Here is a 16,409-nt window from a genome sequence, read left to right as displayed (position 1 = left end):
CGTCGCCGTCGGACGGATCGGTATGCCAGAGATCGAACTCGGCGTGCCGAGGGGCGTCGTCGAGTCGCTGCCCGAGGAGGACGGCACCGCCGAGCAGGACATGCGGCGCGCGATCGCCGGGATCCAGTCCCGGCTGAACGACGAGATCGCGGACGCGGAGCCCGCGGAGGCGGCCGAGGTCGTGGCCGACGCCGTCGAGCGCATGGAGGCGCAGGCGAGCACGTACCACGAGTTCGTCCCGGAGCTGCGCGCGTGGGGCCAGTCGCCGATCTACGCCATCGCGTGGCGGAACCTCTACGTGGAGCTCATCGGCCAGCTCTACGAACACGAGTGGCTCGGCGGCGAGCTGGACCGCGAGCGGAACTTCCGGCTCGTCGAAGACGGGATCCGGCTGTCGGACTTGTAACCGGTCCGACGGCTCCGCCGCCGGCGCCCGTTTTTAAGCCGCCCCGGCCCGATGCACACGTATGGAACTCGAACTGCGGTTCTTCGCGACGTTCCGCGAGGCCGCCGGAGGAAAGACCGTCATTGCGGAGTTCGCGGACGGATCGACCGTCGGCGACGTGTTGCGAGACCTGGAGGCGGAGTACGAGGGGATGAACGGACGCCTGATCGTCGACGGGGACCTCGCGCCGCAGATCAGCGTCCTGAAGAACGGCCGCGAGGTGCTCCACCTCGACGGGCTCGACACCCCGCTCGACGACGGCGACCGGGTCTCCGTGTTCCCGCCGGTCGCCGGCGGGTGCGAGACATGACTGACGCGGGACGCGAGACTGACGCGGGACGCGAGAGCGACGCCGAGGACGCGAACGACGGAGCGCTCGACGGCGACGTCGATCTCCCGCCAGCCGAAGACGGCTGGGAACGCGAGGAGGTGAAGTACCGGGGCATCTCGCGGCGCCTCGCGGCCCACTACCTCGTCAACCTCGGCGGCGAGCTCGTCGGCACCGACGACCCGGCGGAGGCGACCCGCGTGGACGGCGACGGGTGGCGCGTCGCGCTCAGCGCGGAGAAGGTGCAGGCCACCGGGGCTATCTCGCTCACCGAGGTGACCGCCTCGTTCGCGGGCGACCCCGAGGCGCTCGCGGAGCTGCTCCCCAGATACCGGCAGAAGGCGATGCGCGCCGGCGGGTGATGACGGACGGCGACGCCCCCGCCGACGATCGCTCCGAGGGCGAGGGCTCCGACGGTGCCGACCCCGAGGCCGCCGACGGCCCCGACCCCGACGGCTCCGGATCCCCCGGCCCGTATCCGATCGACGGGACCGCCCTCGTGAAGACGGCGGCGCTCGCGAGCGTTCCCGCCGAGCGTCTCCCCGACCTCCTCGCTCGGGTGCAGGCAGATCTCGGTCCGCGGATCGACGAGTACCGCCGCCGCTACGAGCGGATCGCGGCGGAGCCGGACCGCGAGACGTTCCTCGTCGAGCCCGACCACTGGGAGGGGATCGCCGACCGGCTGGCTCTCTCGGACCGCGAGCGCGACGCGGTCGCCCGGGCCCACGAGGCCGCGGTCGAACGCGCCGGCGACGACGACCGGCGGGCGGAGTTCGAGACGGCACTGGAGATCCGGTCCGGCGTCGTGATCGGGACTCCCGGAGCCCCGGATGGGACCCCCGGAAACCCGGATCGTCGCGACGAGGAGTGACGGCTCGCTTGCGGCCACCGACGCCTTTTCGACGCCGCGCGCAGACGTGCCGGCATGCGACTCGCTCGCCTGCTCACGCCGGACGGACCGGTTTCGGGGCGCTACGAGGACGGGACCGTGATCGCCGAGGACGGCCGGTACGAGGTCGGCTGCGACGGGCGGCTCCTCCCGCCCTGTGACCCGAGCGCGCTCTACTGCGTCGGCCGGAACTACGCGGAGACGCTCGACCAGATGGAGTACGAACGACCTGAGGAGCCCGACTTCTTCATCAAGCCGCCCGCGAGCCTGCTCGCGCACGGCGAGCCGGTCCGGTACCCCGAGTGGACCGACGAGCTGACCTACGCCGGCGAGCTGGTGGCCGTCATCGACGAGCGGTGTCGGAACGTCGACCCAGAAGACGTGCCCGAGGTCGTCCGCGGGTACACCGTCATGAACGACGTGGACGCCTTAGACCAGCAGGGACGGACCGCGCGCAAGGCGTTCGACGGCTCCGCGCCGCTGGGCCCGTGGATCGAGACCGACGTTGACCCGACGAACCTCGACATCTCGACGACCGTCGGCGGGGAGCAGCGACAGGACGCGAACACCGAGCTCATGCTGTTCGGGCCCCACGAGATCGTCTCGTATCTCTCGAAGCGGTTCACCTTCGAGCCGGGCGACTGCATCGCCTTCGGGAGCCCGGCGAACCCGGGGCTCGTCGAGCCCGGCGAACGCGTGGAGATCACCTACGAGGGTGTCGGGACGCTGTCGAACCCGGTCGTCGACGGGGAGTAGCCGAGAGCGGTTTTCAGAAGCCGTGCGGTGGCGCGTGCCGACGAGCAGCCGTCACTGGCACTCTCCGACACCCACGCCAACCGCCTACTCCGGGTTCCGCATCGGCTGTTTCTCCCCGTAGGTGAGCGTCCGCCACACCCACTCGACGGGGCCGAACCGGTAGTACCTGAGCCATGCCACCGACAGAACGATCTGCGCCGCCCAGACGGCGGCGACGAACCCGAGCTGTTCGACGCGGGTGACGGAGCCGAACAGCCCCAGTCCGTGGCCGTAGAAGACGGTGGTGGCGATCACCGTCTGGAGCAGGTAGTTCGTGAACGCGGTCCGACCGACCGCGGCGAGTCCGCGCGTCACTGGCCCGTCCGGGCGCCGGCGGGCGTACAGCATCACGAGCCCGAGGTAGCCGCCGGCGAGGGGGAAGCTGCCGACGTAGATGAACTGCCGCCAGTACAGCGCGGCGTCGGCGCTCCAGTCGTTGGCCTGGATGTAGGCGACGCCGGCGACGGTGATCGCGAGGCCGACGACGCCGAGCGCGACGAGCCGCCGGTAGAAGGACGACGACCGCTCGCCGGTCATCGCGCCCACGCGGTACAGCGCCATCCCGAGGAGCATGGTGCCGCCGACCTGCCAGAAGCTCCCGCTGATGTACCCGCTGGTCTGTCGGCTGATCGACGAGGAGACCCGGTGGTCGAGCTGTCCGATCCACCCCCCGCGGTACGTCGCGACCTGCTCGCGGAGCACGGACTCCGCCGGCGCCCACTGGGACGCGATCGCGTCGCCGCCGAGGCTGACCGCCGCGAGCAGCTCCGTGACGGGGAGGAACAGCAGGAAGACCGCACCGACCCCGGCGAGCTGCCGCGCATCGAGGTCCCGGAACGCGACGACGACCAGCGCGGTCACCCCGTACGCGACGAGGATGTCGCCGTACCACAGCAGGTACGCGTGCATGAGCCCGATCGCGATCAGGATCGCGGTCCGTCGGTAGTGGAGCCGCACCGCGTCTTGGCCCTTCTCCTCTTTGCTCTCGATGAACAGCAGAATGCCCGCGCCGAACAGCGCCGAGAACAGGGTGATGAACTTGTTCTGGGCGAACACGTGGCTGAACGCCCACGCCCAGTAGTTCGCGCCCGCGAACTCGCCGTACACGGCGCCGTCGGCGTAGATGGTGGGGTTCAACAGCGTCTGCTCCGGCATCGAGAACGACCAGACGTTGATCAGGAGGATGCCGAGCAGGGCGACACCCCTGAGCGCGTCGAGGGCGACGATTCGGTCAGAGGGCGGCGTCGGGCCGGCGTCGCGGGTCACGAGTTGGCTCGTAGATGGGAACGCAGGACCGAATAGGTTCGGAATGCGGTCGAAGGTGGTCGTCCGGCAGACCAGACCGGCCCGCTAGTCCAGCCGAACCGCCTCGCCGCGCTCCGAGGACCGGTAGATCGCGTCGATCACGCGCTGGACGGACAGCGCCTCCTCGACCGTGTTGATGTCGGGCGCCTCGCCCGCGGCGACCGCCTCGAGGAACGCCGCCTGCTCGGCGGCGTGGCTGTCGCCCGCCCGCGTCTCGATCTCGGCGTCGGAGAAGTGGTGGTGGTCGCCGTCGAAGGCGGTCGCCTCGTGGAGCGTGAGCTCCTCGCTCCCGCGGTCGTACGTCGCGCCCGCCTCCGTGCCGCGGACCGCGAACCCGTCGTTCGTCGGGCGGTTCGTCGCCCACGCGACCTCCAGCGAGACGGTGGCACCGCCGGCGGTGCGGACGAACGCGGACGCGGAGTCCTCCACGTCGAACCCCTCGGCCCCGGCGTCGTCGCCCCACATGTCGATGTACGCGTAGTCGTCGCGGCCGCCGAACTCCGAGCGCGTCTCGCCGGACACCTCGACCACCTCCGGGTGATCGAGGAAGTAGAGCGCCAGGTCGATCGCGTGGACGCCGATGTCGATGAGCGCGCCGCCGCCGGCGACCTCGCCGGACGTGAACCACGAGCCGCGGCCGGGGACGCCCCGGCGGCGGACGTAGTTGGCCTCGACGTGGGTCGTCTCGCCGAACCGGCCCTCCGCCTGGTACTCCTTCAGCACCTGCACCGGTTCCGCGAACCGGTTATTGAACCCGGCCATGCAGAACCCCTCGGCGTCGCGGGCGGCCTCGGCGATCCGCTCCGCGCTCTCCAGCGAGTGCGCCAGCGGCTTCTCCAAGAGCACGTCGAGGCCGGCCTCGAGCGCGGAGACCGCGTACTCCTCGTGGAACCGGTTCGGCGTCGTGACGAGCACGGCGTCGCAGGCGTCGTAGAGCGCCGATTCCTCCTCGTAGGCGTGCACGTCGAACTCCTCGTGGAACCGGCGGCGCGCGTCCGCGTCGATGTCCATCCCGCCGACGAGGTTCGCGCCTCGGTCGGCGAGCTTTCTCGCGTGGTGGTGACCGATCCCGCCGAGGCCGACGATGCCGACGGCGACGTCGTTCGCGCGTGTCATGGGCCGAGTTCACAACGGTTGTTGTTAAGACTCACGCCCGGTTACGCGAGGGCGACGACAGCGGAGAGCAGCACGTCGAGCAGTTCGATCAGCTGCTCGGTCGACTCCCCGCCGACGCCGAGACCCTCGCCGCCGACCAGGAGCCGTTCGAGTCGCTCCGACTCTCGGGTCCACACGAACCGGCCGAGGACCCATCCGCTCCCGAGGAACGCGACCGTCGCCAGGAGCCGCGAGATGAGGAGCAGCCGCAGGAGGAGGGGAAGCAGGAGCGCCGCGGCCAGCGCGGCGACCACGTACGTGACGACCGTCTCCGCCGACCCGTCGAGCACGGGGTCGACGACCCCGGTCGCCGAGAGGAGGACGAACCCGCCGACTGCGACGGCGAGGGCCGCCCAGACCAGGGTCGCGAGGAGCCCCACGTGCCCATCGTACCCGGTGTCGGCGCCCTCCGGCACGTCGTCGTGGACCCAGGGGTTGCGCATACGCCACGTCGACGTTCCCCCGACATATATCTCGCTTCAGATACCCGAAACGCGACCCGTGAAGGGAACCGAGGCGGACGGGAGGCGGGGACGCGGAGGTCGGGAGCGGCGCGGAGCCGCGACCGAACTCACCGCTCCCGCGTCATCCACTCGCTCGCCTGCGGCTCGTTCGGATCGGTGACGATCTCGATCAGCGCGGGGCCGTCGTGGGCCACCCCGGACGCGACCGCGTCGCCGACCGCCTCCAGTTCGGTCACCCGGTCGGCCCGGACGCCCATCCCTTCCGCGACGGCGACGAGGTCCAGCCCCGCCTCGGCCCACCCGTACGCGCCGGCCGGGAGGTCGTGCGACCGCGACGCAGCCTCGCTGATGATCGCGTAGTCGTCGTTGTTGAACGCGACGACGGTCACGTCGAGCCCCTCCGCGGCCAGCGTGTGCAGCTCGTGAACGCACATCAGGAGCCCGCCGTCGCCGACGAGCGCGACCGCGCCGCGGTCGGAATCCGCGAGCGCCGCGCCGATCGCCGACGGGAGCGCGGTTCCCATCGTCGCCCACGACCCCGGATTCACGTACTCCGAGGGGCCGGCCGCGGGGAACGAGACGAGCGTCCACTGCCGAGAGCCGCCGGCGTCGGCGGTGACGACGGCCGACGCCGGGACCGCCTCGCGGACCTCCCGGAGGACCTCGACCGAGCTGAGGGGAGCGCCGGGGGCGCGTCCGTCGGCGAGCGCGTCGAACCGCTCGCGGTCCGCAGCGCGGACCGCCTCGGCCCGCGCGGCGCCGGTCGACTCGTCGGGGTGGTCCACCGGCGCCTCGGTCGCTCCGGCCTCACTCGCCGACCCGTGCGTCTCGTCGCGGCCCGCCAGCCGGTCACCGAGCGACCGGAGGAACCGGTCGGCGTCCGCGACGACCCCGAGATCGGTCTCGTACCCGAACCCGATGTCGTCGCCGTCGAGCGTGACGTGGACCAGCGACTCCGGCAGCGAGACGGACCACGAGGCGGTCGCGACCGCGTCGAGGTCGGAGCCGACGACGAGCCCGCGGTCCGCGTCGGCGAGGAGCTCGCGGAGTTCGGTGCTCGATCCCCCGCAGAGCACGCCGGCGGAGAGGGGATGGGTCTCGTCGAGCGTCCCTTTCCCCTTGTACGTCGTGACGACCGGAGCGTCGAGGCGCTCAGCGACCGCGCGGAGCGAACCGCTCGCGCCGGAGCGCCTGACGCCGCCGCCCGCGAGGATCACCGGCGCGTCGGCCCCGGCGAGCAGGTCGGCCGCGCGGTCGACCGCGTCCGCCGGTGGTTCAGGCGGTGCGGCCGGCTCGCGCTCGCCGACCGCCGGCTGGGGCGTGCGGCTCGCGAGCACGTCCTTCGGGATCCCCACGCGGACCGGGCCCTGCGGGTGCTCGCGCGCGACCCGGATCGCCTCGGCGACGGCCGGGACCGCGCCGGCGGGCGAGTCGACGAGGACGTTCTCCTTGACGACGGTGTCGTACGTCTCGGGCGGCGTCTCGTGGATCCCGTCGCCGCCGCGGACCTCGCGTTCCGTCTCGACCGCGAGGTGGAGGAGGGGGACGCAGTCGTTTTTGGCGTTCTTGAGGCCGTTCATCGCGTTCATGTCGCCCGGGCCGGGGACGACGATCGACGCCGCCATCTCGCCGGGGTCGCTCGTCTCCGCGTACCCCCAGGCCTGGTGGGTTACGGCGGTCTCGTGGCGGGCGACGACGAACCGCGCGTCGCGGTCGGCGAGCGCCCGGTTCAGCGGGAGGGTCTGCTTGCCGGGGATCCCGAAGGCGACGTCGACCCCGCGGTCGAGCATGCGCTCGACGACCGCCTCGGCGACGGTCGGGGCGTCGGCCGCGCTCGGGTCCGTACCGCTCGGGGACTCGTCCGTGTCCATACTCCGAGGTCGACGGACCGGGTGTTGAAAGCTTCGACGGCGGGAGATCGGCCCCCCCTCTCGCCCCTCGCGAACCAGAACCGATACGGCGCCGGCCGAGAGACGGCGGACATGGTCGACACCGCGGTCCAGCTGTACACGCTGCGCTCGCTCGACGCCCCTGTTCCGGAGCTCCTCGACCGGGTGGGCGCGGCCGGTTTCGACGGAGTGGAGTTCGCCTACCGAGTACGCGAGTCGCCGGTCGAGGAGGTGCTCGCGGCGCTCGACCGTAACGGCCTCGACGCCGCGTCCGCGCACGTCCCGATCGAGTCGCTGGAGGACGCGCCGACCGAGGCGCTGGAAGACGGGTTCGACGAGACCGTCGACCTGTACGACCGGCTCGGCGTCGACACCCTGGTGGTCCCGTGGCTCGACGCGGAGCAGTTCGAGAGCGCGGCCGCCGTCGACGCGGTCGCGACGCGGCTGAACAGCCTCGCGGACGCCCTCGGCGCCGAGGGCGTCCGGCTCGCGTACCACAACCACGACCAGGAGTTCGCCGCGGTCGACGGGGCGCCCGCGATAGAGCGGCTGATCGACCGGACCGACGAGCGCGTCGGGTTCGAGGTGGACGTGGGCTGGACGCTCGTCGGCGGGGCGGACCCCGCCGCGCTCATTGACCGACACGCCGACCGGATCACCCACGTCCACGTGTCCGACACCGACCTCAGACGAGGCGAGTCGGTCGCGCTCGGCGAGGGCGACGTGGACCTCGACGCGGTCGTCGCGAGCGCCCGTGACGCCGACTGCGAGTGGCTCGTCTACGAGCACGACGACCCCGCCGACCCGATCGCGTCGATCGAGCAGGGGGCGCGGGCGCTGCGTGACGCGCTGGTGTGACTCGGCGCGGACCGCCGCTCACTCCGCGACGTTCGTCTCGCGCACCCGGATTCCCTTGCGCGCGAGGTGACGCATCTGCCGTTGCGCGAACTCCTCCTCGCTCGACCCGCGGGTCGCGAGCACGTACACGAGCGCGGAGCCGGTCGGCCGCATGGTGCGACCCGCGCGCTGTGAGCCCTGTCGGCGCGACCCCCCGAGCCCGCTGGCGACGATCGCGAGCTCGGCGTTCGGGAGGTCGATCCCCTCGTCGCCGACGCGGGAGACGACGAGCGTGTCGATCGCGTTCCGGTCGCGGTCTGAATCGGCCGACGACTCCCCGTCGGCGCGGAACCGCCGGAACAGCTCCGCGCGGTCGCGGTGGGGTGTCTCGCCGCTGATGAAGGGAACTCCCAAGGCGTCCGCGATCGCCTCGCCCTGATCGAGGTACTCGACGAACACGAGCGCCTTCTTGTCGCGGTGCGCGGCCAGCAGGTAGCGGATCTCCTCGATCTTCGCGGGGTTCTCGGCCGCGACCCGCGTTCGCTCCCGGCCGTCGGCCGCGGCGTACTCGCTCTGCGCCAGCTCGTCGCGCCACGGGACGTACCGGATCTCCACTTCCGGCTCCTGAACGAAGCCGGCCTCGAAGAGGGCGTCCCAGTCCGCGCCGATCGGCCGCCCGATCAGGGTGTAGATCTCCTCCTCGCTGCCGGTCTCGCGGACCGGGGTGGCCGAGAGGCCGAGGCGGTGTTTGGTCTGAAGCTCGGCGGACCGAGAGAACACCGGAGCCGTGATGTGATGCGCCTCGTCGAAGCAGATCAACCCCCACTTCCGGGAGTCGAACAGCGAGCGATGGCGGTCCATCCCGGCGATCTGGTAGGTGGCGATCGTCACCGGTCGGATCTCCTTTTGACCGCCGTGGTACAGTCCGATGTCCGCGGGGTCGATCGTGGAGTGGTCGAGCAGCTCCTCCCGCCACTGGCCGGCGAGCTCGCGGGAGGGAACCAGGATCAGCGTCTCGCCGCCGACCGCCGCGATGGTCGCAATGGCGGCGACGGTCTTCCCGGAGCCGGGCGGGCCGACGTACACCCCGGAGCGCGCGTCGAGGAACGTCTCGACCCACGTCTCCTGGTAGTCGCGGAGATCGGTCGTCAGGTCGACGTCGACGGGGTCGCCCACGTCGAGGTCGCGGTCGTCCTCGACCGGGTAGCCGGCGTCGTAGAGGGCGCGTTTGACCGCGGCGACGGCGTCCTCGTTGACCCACGCCTCCGTCTCGGAGATGGGCGCCCGGAGGTGGTCGTCGTCGAGGTGCTGGTCCGCGACGTTGCCCATCAGGCTCTCGGAGGCGGCCTGCAGGACGACGTAGCCGTCCTCGTGGGTGTACAGCCGAAAGCGGTGCGCGCGGCGCCACTGGTCGCGGATCCACTCCTCGAGGTGGTCGAACCGTCGGGGGAGCACCGAGCGGAGGCTCGCGATCAGGCCGTCGGCGTCCTCGAAGGGGGCCGCCCACACGTCCTCCTGTCTGATCCGGTAGAGGTACCCGCGCGTCCCGGGCTCGGTGCCGGTGGTGTCGATCAGGTGCGCGAACTGCGAGAGGCGGGCGCGGGTGAACTGCGTCGGCCGGTCGACGACGATCTCGCGTCGGTCCGGGAATGCGACGACGCGCTCGCGGCTCGCGAGCGCGCCCCACTCGCGGGGGTAGAAGACGACGGGGTCGCTCTCGACGTCGAGCCGGTCCACGTCGCCGCGGTCGACGAGCGCGGCGAGGGCGTCGCGCGCGGTCGCCTGCGAGGTCCCGAGCCGGCGCGCGACCTCGCTCGCGGTCGCGACCGGTCGCTCCTCGGCCTCCAACGCCTCGTGAAAGCGGTCGAGCGAGAGTTCCGCTGCGGCGTCGTCGGAATCGGCAGCCTCACCGGCGGCGGACTCGGAATCGCCGGAGTCGTCGGTCATTACCTCCGGTTCGGTCGCGAGGGGGAAATGGATAGCGTCCGCGGCCGACGACGGAGCAGGATGAAGGAGATTCGTTGAAACCTTCCCTTTCAGGGGGATACTCGCCCGAAATGACCGGTCGCTGAGGAGTGGTTCCTGATTGCGGGAGTAAGTCTCGCAGATCGTCGGTGGTGAGACAGTATTTAAACCAGCCGTGAGCGACAGCGACGATCGCTTATAATAACGGTGCGGTGGCGTGTGCCTGTGAGCGGCCGCTCCTAGCGGCCGCGAGCAGCCCGCACGAGGGAGTCGCTGGCGCCTTATAAGGCGCCAGCGACGAGGTTGGGGAGGCGTGAGGTGCGGTGCTGTGCGGGGTGGGACTCAAAGGGGCAGCCGTGCGGGCGGTTTAGGCGATGTAAGCACCGCAACAAGGGAGCGAACAACGTGAGCGACCGAGTGAGGAGCGCAGCGAGCGTAAACCGCCCGCACGGCTGGGGCTTTGGAGGTCATCACCACAGAACCGTCGATCCCTTATATACAGCCGACGGCAACACCACTCGATTCCTTATAAACAACCGATCAACCAACCTGCGATACCCACTCCCGCTACCGACCGGATCGACCGTGACAGCCGCGGCCGGTGATGGCGTCCTTCGACCGGAACCGACAGCCGCAGGCCGTACAGCGGACGAACGGCTCGCCGGGCTCCGTCTCCAGTCGGTGCTCGCCGACCTCGAACGGGCGCGTCACGGTCCGGGGGCGGATCCGGTCGGGGATCGGCGTGGAGGCGGACTCGGAGAGGGCCGTCCGCACGGCGATGGTATCGACGTCGACGGGGTCCCACCGGGGGGCCTCTAAGGCCGCCTCGCGGTCGGCCACCTCGGTCCAGCCGGTGACGACCACCGGGGAGTTCGTCTCCGTGTCGCTCACGACGACGACGAACCGGATCCCGCCGTCGACGAGGGCGAACCGCCAGCCGTCCGTCCGGTTCCAGCGGAGCTGGCCGCGACGGATCGCGTCGCTGACGGTCCGGGTCGAAACGTATCTCCCGGGCTGTTCCAACCGCTCGCGGAAGTGATCGGTGAGGGCGTAGAGCTCGGGGTCGCGAACTGGCGGATCCTCCGCCGTTCGCCCTACCGACGGTCGCTTCCCCGCGTTCGGGGTCCGGCTTCGAGGGGCGTCCGGGTCGGACCCGTGCGGGAGGGAGTCCGATCTCGTCGCCGCCCGCCGGCGAGCCCCCGCCGGCGCGGTCGTGGACGCGGTCCGACGCTCCGTCGATCCGGGACGGGATGACTCGGCGTCTCCCGGCCCGCCCTGTCGGGATGCCACTGGGTATCGATACAGAGTGTGCTCTTAAGTGTGTTACGGCGGCACAGGGGGTCGGCGATCGTCGACTTCGGTGACCGCGACGGCGAAGCGTGGAGGCTCGACGGCGGTTCGTGGCGACCGACTCAGACGGTCACAGCGCCGGCGGCTCGCCGCGACCGATAACGATCTCCTGACCCTCGACGTCTTCGAGGGAGGCGACGCGACCGCCGATGTCGACCCGGCCGGACTCGGTCTCGACGGTGAGCGACGCGACCTCCTCGCTGTCCTCGAACGCGAGGTCGACGACGCGCCCCCGGACGGTCACCGAGTCGCCGGTCTCGATGTCGCGGCCCTCCACGGTCGCGTAGAACTCCTCGCCCTCGAACTCCCGGACGTCCTTGACGGCGCGGCGGATCGAGGCGTAGCGGCGCGGGAACGGGCGGGCGGCACCGTCGGCGGCGAGCGTCTCGGCGGTCGTCCACAGCACGGTGCCGAAGAAGCCGGAGACGAGGAACCCGAGCGCGGAGCGGTTGAAGATGACGCCGTACCGCTCGCGGTCGTCGCGGAGCGCGTCCTGCGTGGCGTACACGGAGTACTCCCCGTCGCCGACGGCTAAGATTGGTGTGGTGATCCCGCGGCGTGCACGGGCGATCGTCGCCACCTCCAGGTAGTCGAACTCCTCGGGGTCCGGCGCGCGGGACGCGGGGGTGACGAGGAGTTCGACGCTGACGCCCGCCTGCACCTTCGCGGCGAGCTCGTCGCGGAAGCGGCGGAGGAGCCCCGGCGTGAGCGACAGCGCCAGCTCGTACTCGGCGCCGGCGATCACCTCTTCGAGGTACCGGAGGATCGTCGACCGCGACTTCACAAGCGACACCGCCTCGGTCTCGCGGGTCGGGGCGGTGTAGCGGGCCGCCAGCTCGTCGACCATCTCCGCGAACGAGGACCGGAGGTCGCCGAACGCGTCTTCCGGGTCGACGGCGACGATCTTCATCGGACGCGACTCGCGGAGCTCGACGAGCCCGCGGTCCGAGAGGCTTCGGACCGTGTCGTACACGCGCGGCTGCGGGATGTCGGTCCGGTCGGCGATGTCGCTCGCGGTCAGTTCCCCGTGTTCCAACACGGCGAGGTACGCGTCGATCTCGTACTCGCCGAGGTTGAAGCGGTCCCCGACGCGGTCGAGCGTGCCGCGGAGATCGTCGGTCATGCACGTGACGTGGCGGCCCTCCGATATAGGTTTTTACTATGAGCCGAGTAGCACGCGTTTTCAGAGGCGGATCCTACATGTACATTCGATCATAGGTTCCGTCCGGCTCGCGGTCCTCGATCCGTTCGGCCAGGTCCTCGTAGTGGCGGCGCACGTCGGCCGCGAACGACATCAGCGGCGCCGAGTCGACGCCCAGGTCGTACGTCTCGTCGATCGCCTCCACGAGCCGCAGGGCGGCGTCGGCGTCCGGCGCCTGCGCGTGGACCGGGGTGATGAACACACCCACGCCGAGCGGCGAGTCGATTCCGCGCTCGAGCAGGGAGGCGTTCGTCCCGTCGAGGAACCCGGACTCCATCGGCGGAACGCGGTCGTCGTCGAGGCGCCGCTCGTGGTAGTCCGCCGTCGCGACGTGGAAGGTGCGGTGCGCGTCCGGGCCGTGCGGGATGGGAACGCCGGACAGCACGGCGATCTCGGAGACGCCCGCCGACTCCGTCCAGTCGAGGACCGCGGCCGCGAGCCGCTCGCCGAGGGCGGGCGGGACGAACTGCTCGGCCACGAGCACGGTGACGTCGACGTCGTCGGCAGAGTACAGTCGGATCGGTCGCCGCGGCCGGCCCTTCTCGAAGGGCGTGATCGACGGGAGGCCCTCGGCCCGGACGTGGCCGGTCTGTTCGAGACCGAGGTTCTCCACCAGGTAGTCGACGGCCGTCAGTCCCGCGAGGCCGAACGACGAGAAGCCGGCGACGAGGGTGCCGCTCGGGGCGGATTCGTGCGTGACGCTGAACGTCGGAGAGTCGCGTGAGGGGTTCGACACAGTCCCCGGTTCGCGGGGGGATGTGTTAGTGGTTATCGAAACGGTGGACCGCGCGTCCCCCGAGCGTCGGGAGAAACGCTTTTTCGGGTGGGCGACGGCGGATTGGCTATGGTACGGCCCGAGGCCTTCGTCGAAAGTGCGGGGCTGCTCGCCCGCTTCGCGGACCTGGTCGGCGGGGCCGCGGACTCCGCTGCGGGCCGGCTGCTGTTCGTGCTCCTCTCGGTCGCGGCCGGCGTTCTCCTCTCGAAGTTCCTCGTTCGGCTCATCGGTCGGCCGGTCGCCCGCCGCGTGTCGAGACAGAGCGTCGCGCAGACGATCGTCAGAGGCGTCCGCGTCGGGACGATCACGCTCTCGCTGTTCGTGGGGCTCTGGGCGGTCGGGTTCCGGTTCGGCGACCTCCTCGTGGGAACCGCCGTCTTCTCCGCCGTGATCGGGATCATCCTCGCGCCGCTCGTCGGGAACTTCATCAACGGCGTGTTCATCCTCGCGGACCAGCCGTTCGAGATCGGCGACATGATCGAGTTGGAGAACGGGACGACGGGGTTCGTCGAGGACATCACGATCCGGTACACGAAGATCTTCACGCTCGACAACACCTTCCTCGTCGTGCCGAACGGGGCCATGCGCGAGCGCGACGTGACCAACTACTCCGCCGAGGACGAGCGGACCCGGCGGACCATCGACGTGCTCGTCACCTACGAGAGCGACGTCTCCGAGGCCCGTCGGCTCATCGAGCGCGCCGCGCGGGACTGCGATGCGGTGATCGACGGCGGCCCCGACATCCGAGTCGGCGTCGCGCGCTACACCGCGAGTCCGGACTGCCGGATCCACGAGTTCGGCGACGACGGCGTCCTCCTTCGCCTCCGGTACTGGGTGAAGAAGCCGTACAAGCTCGCGAAGGTCCAGTCCGACGTGAACATCCGGATCCGCGAGCGACTCACGGACGCCGACGTGGAGATGGCGTACCCGCACCGGCACCTCGTCTTCGACGACACCTCCGGAGTCGCGCGGGTCGGCGGCCCGGAAGACGGTCGTCCCGAGGGCGAACGGGCGGGCGACAAGCCCGACCCGGAGGGCCGGGGTAGCGGCGGGCGTCAGGCGGACGAGACCGGGGCGGGAGAAACCGAATCGGGTGACTCCGGGACGGACAGGGCCGAGGCGGACGGGACCGAGCCGGACGCGACGCCGGCGGACGGCGGCGACTCGGCAGGCGGTTCCCCCTCGGATGGCGTCGACTCTGGGGGCGACGCCGGTCCGGGCCGCGACCGATGACTGATCCCGCGTGAGACACCCTGTGTCGCGCTCCCACGGAACCGGAAGCCTGATAGACCGAGGCGTCCGCTTATAAGTCAGTGAGCGACGAGCCCTCCGAAGACCCGCCGGAGTCGCCTCCGGAGTTCGGCGGTTCCGGCCCCGGTCCCGACGACACCGGCGACGACGATGGTTCGACCGACGAGACGGACGGTAGCGACGCGGCCACCGGCGCATCTGAAGGAACGACGGGCGACGACGCTGCCGACGGCGACCCCTCCGACGATCGCGTGTCCGAGGAGTCGATCACCGAGGGGAGCCTGATCCGGCCGCTGTTCCAGCTCGCGTGGCCGATCGTCGTCATCCAGCTGCTGCAGGTGACGTACAACGTCGTCGACACGCTGTACCTCGGGCGGCTGTCGGCCGAGGCGGTCGGCGCGATCAGCCTCGCGTTCCCGCTGATCTTCCTGCTCATCGCGGTCGCGGGCGGCTTCACGACCGCGGGGGCGATCCTCGTCGCGCAGTACACCGGCGCCGACGGGGACCGGTCCGCGGGGCTGGTCGCCGGCCAGACCATCTTCAGCGTCTCCGTGCTGTCGGTGCTCATCGGGATCGGCGGCTACTTCTACACGCGACCGGCGCTCGAGATCCTGCCGAGCGACCCCGACACGGCGGCGACCGTGATCCCGCTGGCGGCCGACTACATGGAGGTCATCTTCGCCGGCATCCCGCTGATGTTCGGGTTCTTCGTCTTCTCGGCGCTGATGCGCGGGTACGGCGACACGCGGACCCCGATGGCGGTGATGCTCGTCTCGGTCGCCCTGAACGTCCTCCTCGACCCGTTCCTCATCTTCGGGTTCTCGGCGAACCCGCTGTTCGAGTGGCTGGCGGCGGTGCCGCTCGTCGCGGCGCTCGATCCCGTGGGCCTTCAGGAGGCGCTGTTCGCGGCCACCGGGTTCACCGGCTACGGGATCGAGGGGGCCGCGATGGCGACGATCTTCTCCCGGGGGGTCGCCACCGCGATCGGCCTCTGGCTGCTGTTCGCCACCGCGCTGGGGCCGTCGGTCTCGGTGAGTCACCTCCGGCCGGACCTCGGGTTCATCGAGGACATCTTCCGGCTCGGGCTCCCCTCCAGCGTCGAGCAGACGACCAGCGCGCTCGCGATGATCACGCTCACGGCGATGGTGGTCACGTTCTCGCCGCCGGTGGTGGCGGCCTACGGGCTGGGGAACCGGCTCATCTCGCTCGTGTTCCTCCCCGCCATGGGGCTCGGGCGTGCGATCGACACGATGGTCGGCCAGAACCTCGGGGCGAACCGGGCGGACCGCGCGGCGCGCTCGGTGAAGCTCGCGGCGTCGACCGGCGCCGGGGTGATGTTCCTCGTCGCGGTCGTCGCGGTGGCGTTCACGGAGCCGATCGTCGGCGCCTTCCTCGGCGACGTGCCCGACGCGCCCGCGACCGTCGCGTACGCGGTCGAGTACGTGCAGATCCGGTCCGTCGAGTTCGCCTTCATCGGCGTCTCGCAGGTCATCCTCGGCGCGTTCCGCGGGGCCGGCAACACGAAGACCGCGATGGTGATCTCGATCCTCACCCTCTGGGTCGGACGGGTCGCCAGCGTGGGGTACCTCGTCTTCGTCGCCGGCTGGGGCGAGACGGGGATCTGGGTCGGGATGGCGCTCGGAAACGTGCTCGGGGCGATAATCGGCGTCGCGTGGTTCGCGCGCGGGACGTGGACGGAGCGGTACATCGACGACCCGGCGCCGGGCGTGGATCCCGCGGGCGACGACTGAGGGTAGGTG

At 70.9% G+C, this 16,409-nt stretch carries 16 protein-coding genes; 8 read left to right on the top strand and 8 right to left on the bottom strand.

Annotation, left to right across the window (positions count from 1 at the left end; all coding sequences use genetic code 11):
* Window positions 1-22: 22 nt before the first annotated feature.
* From JIN95_RS13850 to JIN95_RS13830, 5 genes are all read left to right on the top strand, one after another.
* Window positions 23-406: a hypothetical protein gene (locus JIN95_RS13850; protein ID WP_095637349.1), complete on the top strand. Its 384-nt coding sequence runs from the start codon at window positions 23-25 to the stop codon at window positions 404-406.
* 61 nt (window positions 407-467) lie between these two features.
* Window positions 468-755: a ubiquitin-like small modifier protein 1 gene (locus tag JIN95_RS13845; RefSeq protein ID WP_095637350.1), complete on the top strand. Its 288-nt coding sequence runs from the start codon at window positions 468-470 to the stop codon at window positions 753-755.
* A complete protein-coding gene (locus JIN95_RS13840) occupies window positions 752-1,135 on the top strand; it encodes a hypothetical protein (RefSeq protein ID WP_200531845.1) in 384 nt (127 codons plus the stop codon). Before JIN95_RS13845 ends, JIN95_RS13840 begins: the two co-directional genes overlap by 4 nt.
* On the top strand, window positions 1,135-1,644 hold the full coding sequence (locus JIN95_RS13835) for a hypothetical protein (RefSeq protein WP_233139128.1): 510 nt from the start codon (window positions 1,135-1,137) through the stop codon (window positions 1,642-1,644). Before JIN95_RS13840 ends, JIN95_RS13835 begins: the two co-directional genes overlap by 1 nt.
* A gap of 54 nt (window positions 1,645-1,698) precedes the next feature.
* Window positions 1,699-2,418 (top strand): fumarylacetoacetate hydrolase family protein, encoded by a 720-nt coding sequence (locus tag JIN95_RS13830; protein ID WP_095637352.1) that lies wholly within the window; start codon window positions 1,699-1,701, stop codon window positions 2,416-2,418.
* Window positions 2,419-2,502: 84 nt separating this feature from the next.
* Here the strand turns inward: JIN95_RS13830 and JIN95_RS13825 are convergent, their stop codons facing one another.
* From JIN95_RS13825 to JIN95_RS13810, 4 genes are all read right to left on the bottom strand, one after another.
* Window positions 2,503-3,723 carry a DUF418 domain-containing protein gene (locus JIN95_RS13825; protein WP_200531844.1) on the bottom strand — a complete coding sequence of 407 codons (1,221 nt, stop codon included), beginning with the start codon at window positions 3,721-3,723 and terminating at the stop codon, window positions 2,503-2,505.
* Between the two features lie 84 nt (window positions 3,724-3,807).
* Window positions 3,808-4,878 carry a Gfo/Idh/MocA family oxidoreductase gene (locus JIN95_RS13820; protein WP_095637354.1) on the bottom strand — a complete coding sequence of 357 codons (1,071 nt, stop codon included), beginning with the start codon at window positions 4,876-4,878 and terminating at the stop codon, window positions 3,808-3,810.
* A gap of 41 nt (window positions 4,879-4,919) precedes the next feature.
* The gene (locus tag JIN95_RS13815; protein ID WP_095637355.1) at window positions 4,920-5,360 is read right to left on the bottom strand and encodes a hypothetical protein; all 441 of its coding nucleotides are present in this window, start codon (window positions 5,358-5,360) and stop codon (window positions 4,920-4,922) included.
* 128 nt (window positions 5,361-5,488) lie between these two features.
* The gene (locus JIN95_RS13810; protein WP_200531843.1) at window positions 5,489-7,252 is read right to left on the bottom strand and encodes a thiamine pyrophosphate-binding protein; all 1,764 of its coding nucleotides are present in this window, start codon (window positions 7,250-7,252) and stop codon (window positions 5,489-5,491) included.
* Window positions 7,253-7,363: 111 nt separating this feature from the next.
* Here JIN95_RS13810 and JIN95_RS13805 point away from each other — a divergent pair, with 111 nt between their 5' ends.
* Window positions 7,364-8,128 carry a sugar phosphate isomerase/epimerase gene (locus JIN95_RS13805; protein WP_200531842.1) on the top strand — a complete coding sequence of 255 codons (765 nt, stop codon included), beginning with the start codon at window positions 7,364-7,366 and terminating at the stop codon, window positions 8,126-8,128.
* 18 nt (window positions 8,129-8,146) lie between these two features.
* On the opposite strand, the gene JIN95_RS13800 is transcribed toward JIN95_RS13805, so the two are convergent.
* The 4 genes from JIN95_RS13800 to JIN95_RS13785 form a co-directional block, all read right to left on the bottom strand.
* Entirely contained in the window at window positions 8,147-10,054 is a 1,908-nt protein-coding gene (locus tag JIN95_RS13800) for a DEAD/DEAH box helicase family protein (protein WP_200531841.1), read from the bottom strand.
* A 585-nt stretch (window positions 10,055-10,639) separates the two neighbouring features.
* The gene (locus tag JIN95_RS13795; protein WP_095637359.1) at window positions 10,640-11,362 is read right to left on the bottom strand and encodes a hypothetical protein; all 723 of its coding nucleotides are present in this window, start codon (window positions 11,360-11,362) and stop codon (window positions 10,640-10,642) included.
* A gap of 130 nt (window positions 11,363-11,492) precedes the next feature.
* On the bottom strand, window positions 11,493-12,545 hold the full coding sequence (locus tag JIN95_RS13790; RefSeq protein WP_095637360.1) for a TrmB family transcriptional regulator: 1,053 nt from the start codon (window positions 12,543-12,545) through the stop codon (window positions 11,493-11,495).
* Between the two features lie 73 nt (window positions 12,546-12,618).
* Window positions 12,619-13,359, bottom strand: a complete 741-nt coding sequence (locus tag JIN95_RS13785; protein ID WP_095637361.1) for a PAC2 family protein — start codon at window positions 13,357-13,359, stop codon at window positions 12,619-12,621.
* Window positions 13,360-13,467: 108 nt separating this feature from the next.
* Between JIN95_RS13785 and JIN95_RS13780 the strand changes: the two genes are divergently transcribed.
* Window positions 13,468-14,631 carry a mechanosensitive ion channel family protein gene (locus tag JIN95_RS13780; protein ID WP_200531840.1) on the top strand — a complete coding sequence of 388 codons (1,164 nt, stop codon included), beginning with the start codon at window positions 13,468-13,470 and terminating at the stop codon, window positions 14,629-14,631.
* A gap of 80 nt (window positions 14,632-14,711) precedes the next feature.
* Window positions 14,712-16,400, top strand: a complete 1,689-nt coding sequence (locus tag JIN95_RS13775) for an MATE family efflux transporter (RefSeq protein ID WP_200531839.1) — start codon at window positions 14,712-14,714, stop codon at window positions 16,398-16,400.
* The last annotated feature ends 9 nt before the right edge of the window (window positions 16,401-16,409 follow it).

The sequence above is a fragment of the Halorubrum sp. LN27 genome, assembly GCF_016635065.1.
GTDB lineage: Archaea > Halobacteriota > Halobacteria > Halobacteriales > Haloferacaceae > Halorubrum > Halorubrum salipaludis.
This window is presented reverse-complemented; position numbering and strand designations above follow the sequence as displayed.

Bases quoted from the DNA above. Each gene is read 5' to 3' on its own strand.
- JIN95_RS13850 (WP_095637349.1), top strand. From the start codon at position 23: ATGCCAGAGATCGAACTCGGCGTGCCGAGGGGCGTCGTCGAGTCGCTG.
- JIN95_RS13845 (WP_095637350.1), top strand. From the start codon at position 468: ATGGAACTCGAACTGCGGTTCTTCGCGACGTTCCGCGAGGCCGCCGGA.
- JIN95_RS13840 (WP_200531845.1), top strand. From the start codon at position 752: ATGACTGACGCGGGACGCGAGACTGACGCGGGACGCGAGAGCGACGCC.
- JIN95_RS13835 (WP_233139128.1), top strand. From the start codon at position 1,135: ATGACGGACGGCGACGCCCCCGCCGACGATCGCTCCGAGGGCGAGGGC.
- JIN95_RS13830 (WP_095637352.1), top strand. From the start codon at position 1,699: ATGCGACTCGCTCGCCTGCTCACGCCGGACGGACCGGTTTCGGGGCGC.
- JIN95_RS13820 (WP_095637354.1), bottom strand. From the start codon at position 4,878: ATGACACGCGCGAACGACGTCGCCGTCGGCATCGTCGGCCTCGGCGGG.
- JIN95_RS13815 (WP_095637355.1), bottom strand. From the start codon at position 5,360: ATGCGCAACCCCTGGGTCCACGACGACGTGCCGGAGGGCGCCGACACC.
- JIN95_RS13810 (WP_200531843.1), bottom strand. From the start codon at position 7,252: ATGGACACGGACGAGTCCCCGAGCGGTACGGACCCGAGCGCGGCCGAC.
- JIN95_RS13805 (WP_200531842.1), top strand. From the start codon at position 7,364: ATGGTCGACACCGCGGTCCAGCTGTACACGCTGCGCTCGCTCGACGCC.
- JIN95_RS13800 (WP_200531841.1), bottom strand. From the start codon at position 10,054: ATGACCGACGACTCCGGCGATTCCGAGTCCGCCGCCGGTGAGGCTGCC.
- JIN95_RS13790 (WP_095637360.1), bottom strand. From the start codon at position 12,545: ATGACCGACGATCTCCGCGGCACGCTCGACCGCGTCGGGGACCGCTTC.
- JIN95_RS13780 (WP_200531840.1), top strand. From the start codon at position 13,468: ATGGTACGGCCCGAGGCCTTCGTCGAAAGTGCGGGGCTGCTCGCCCGC.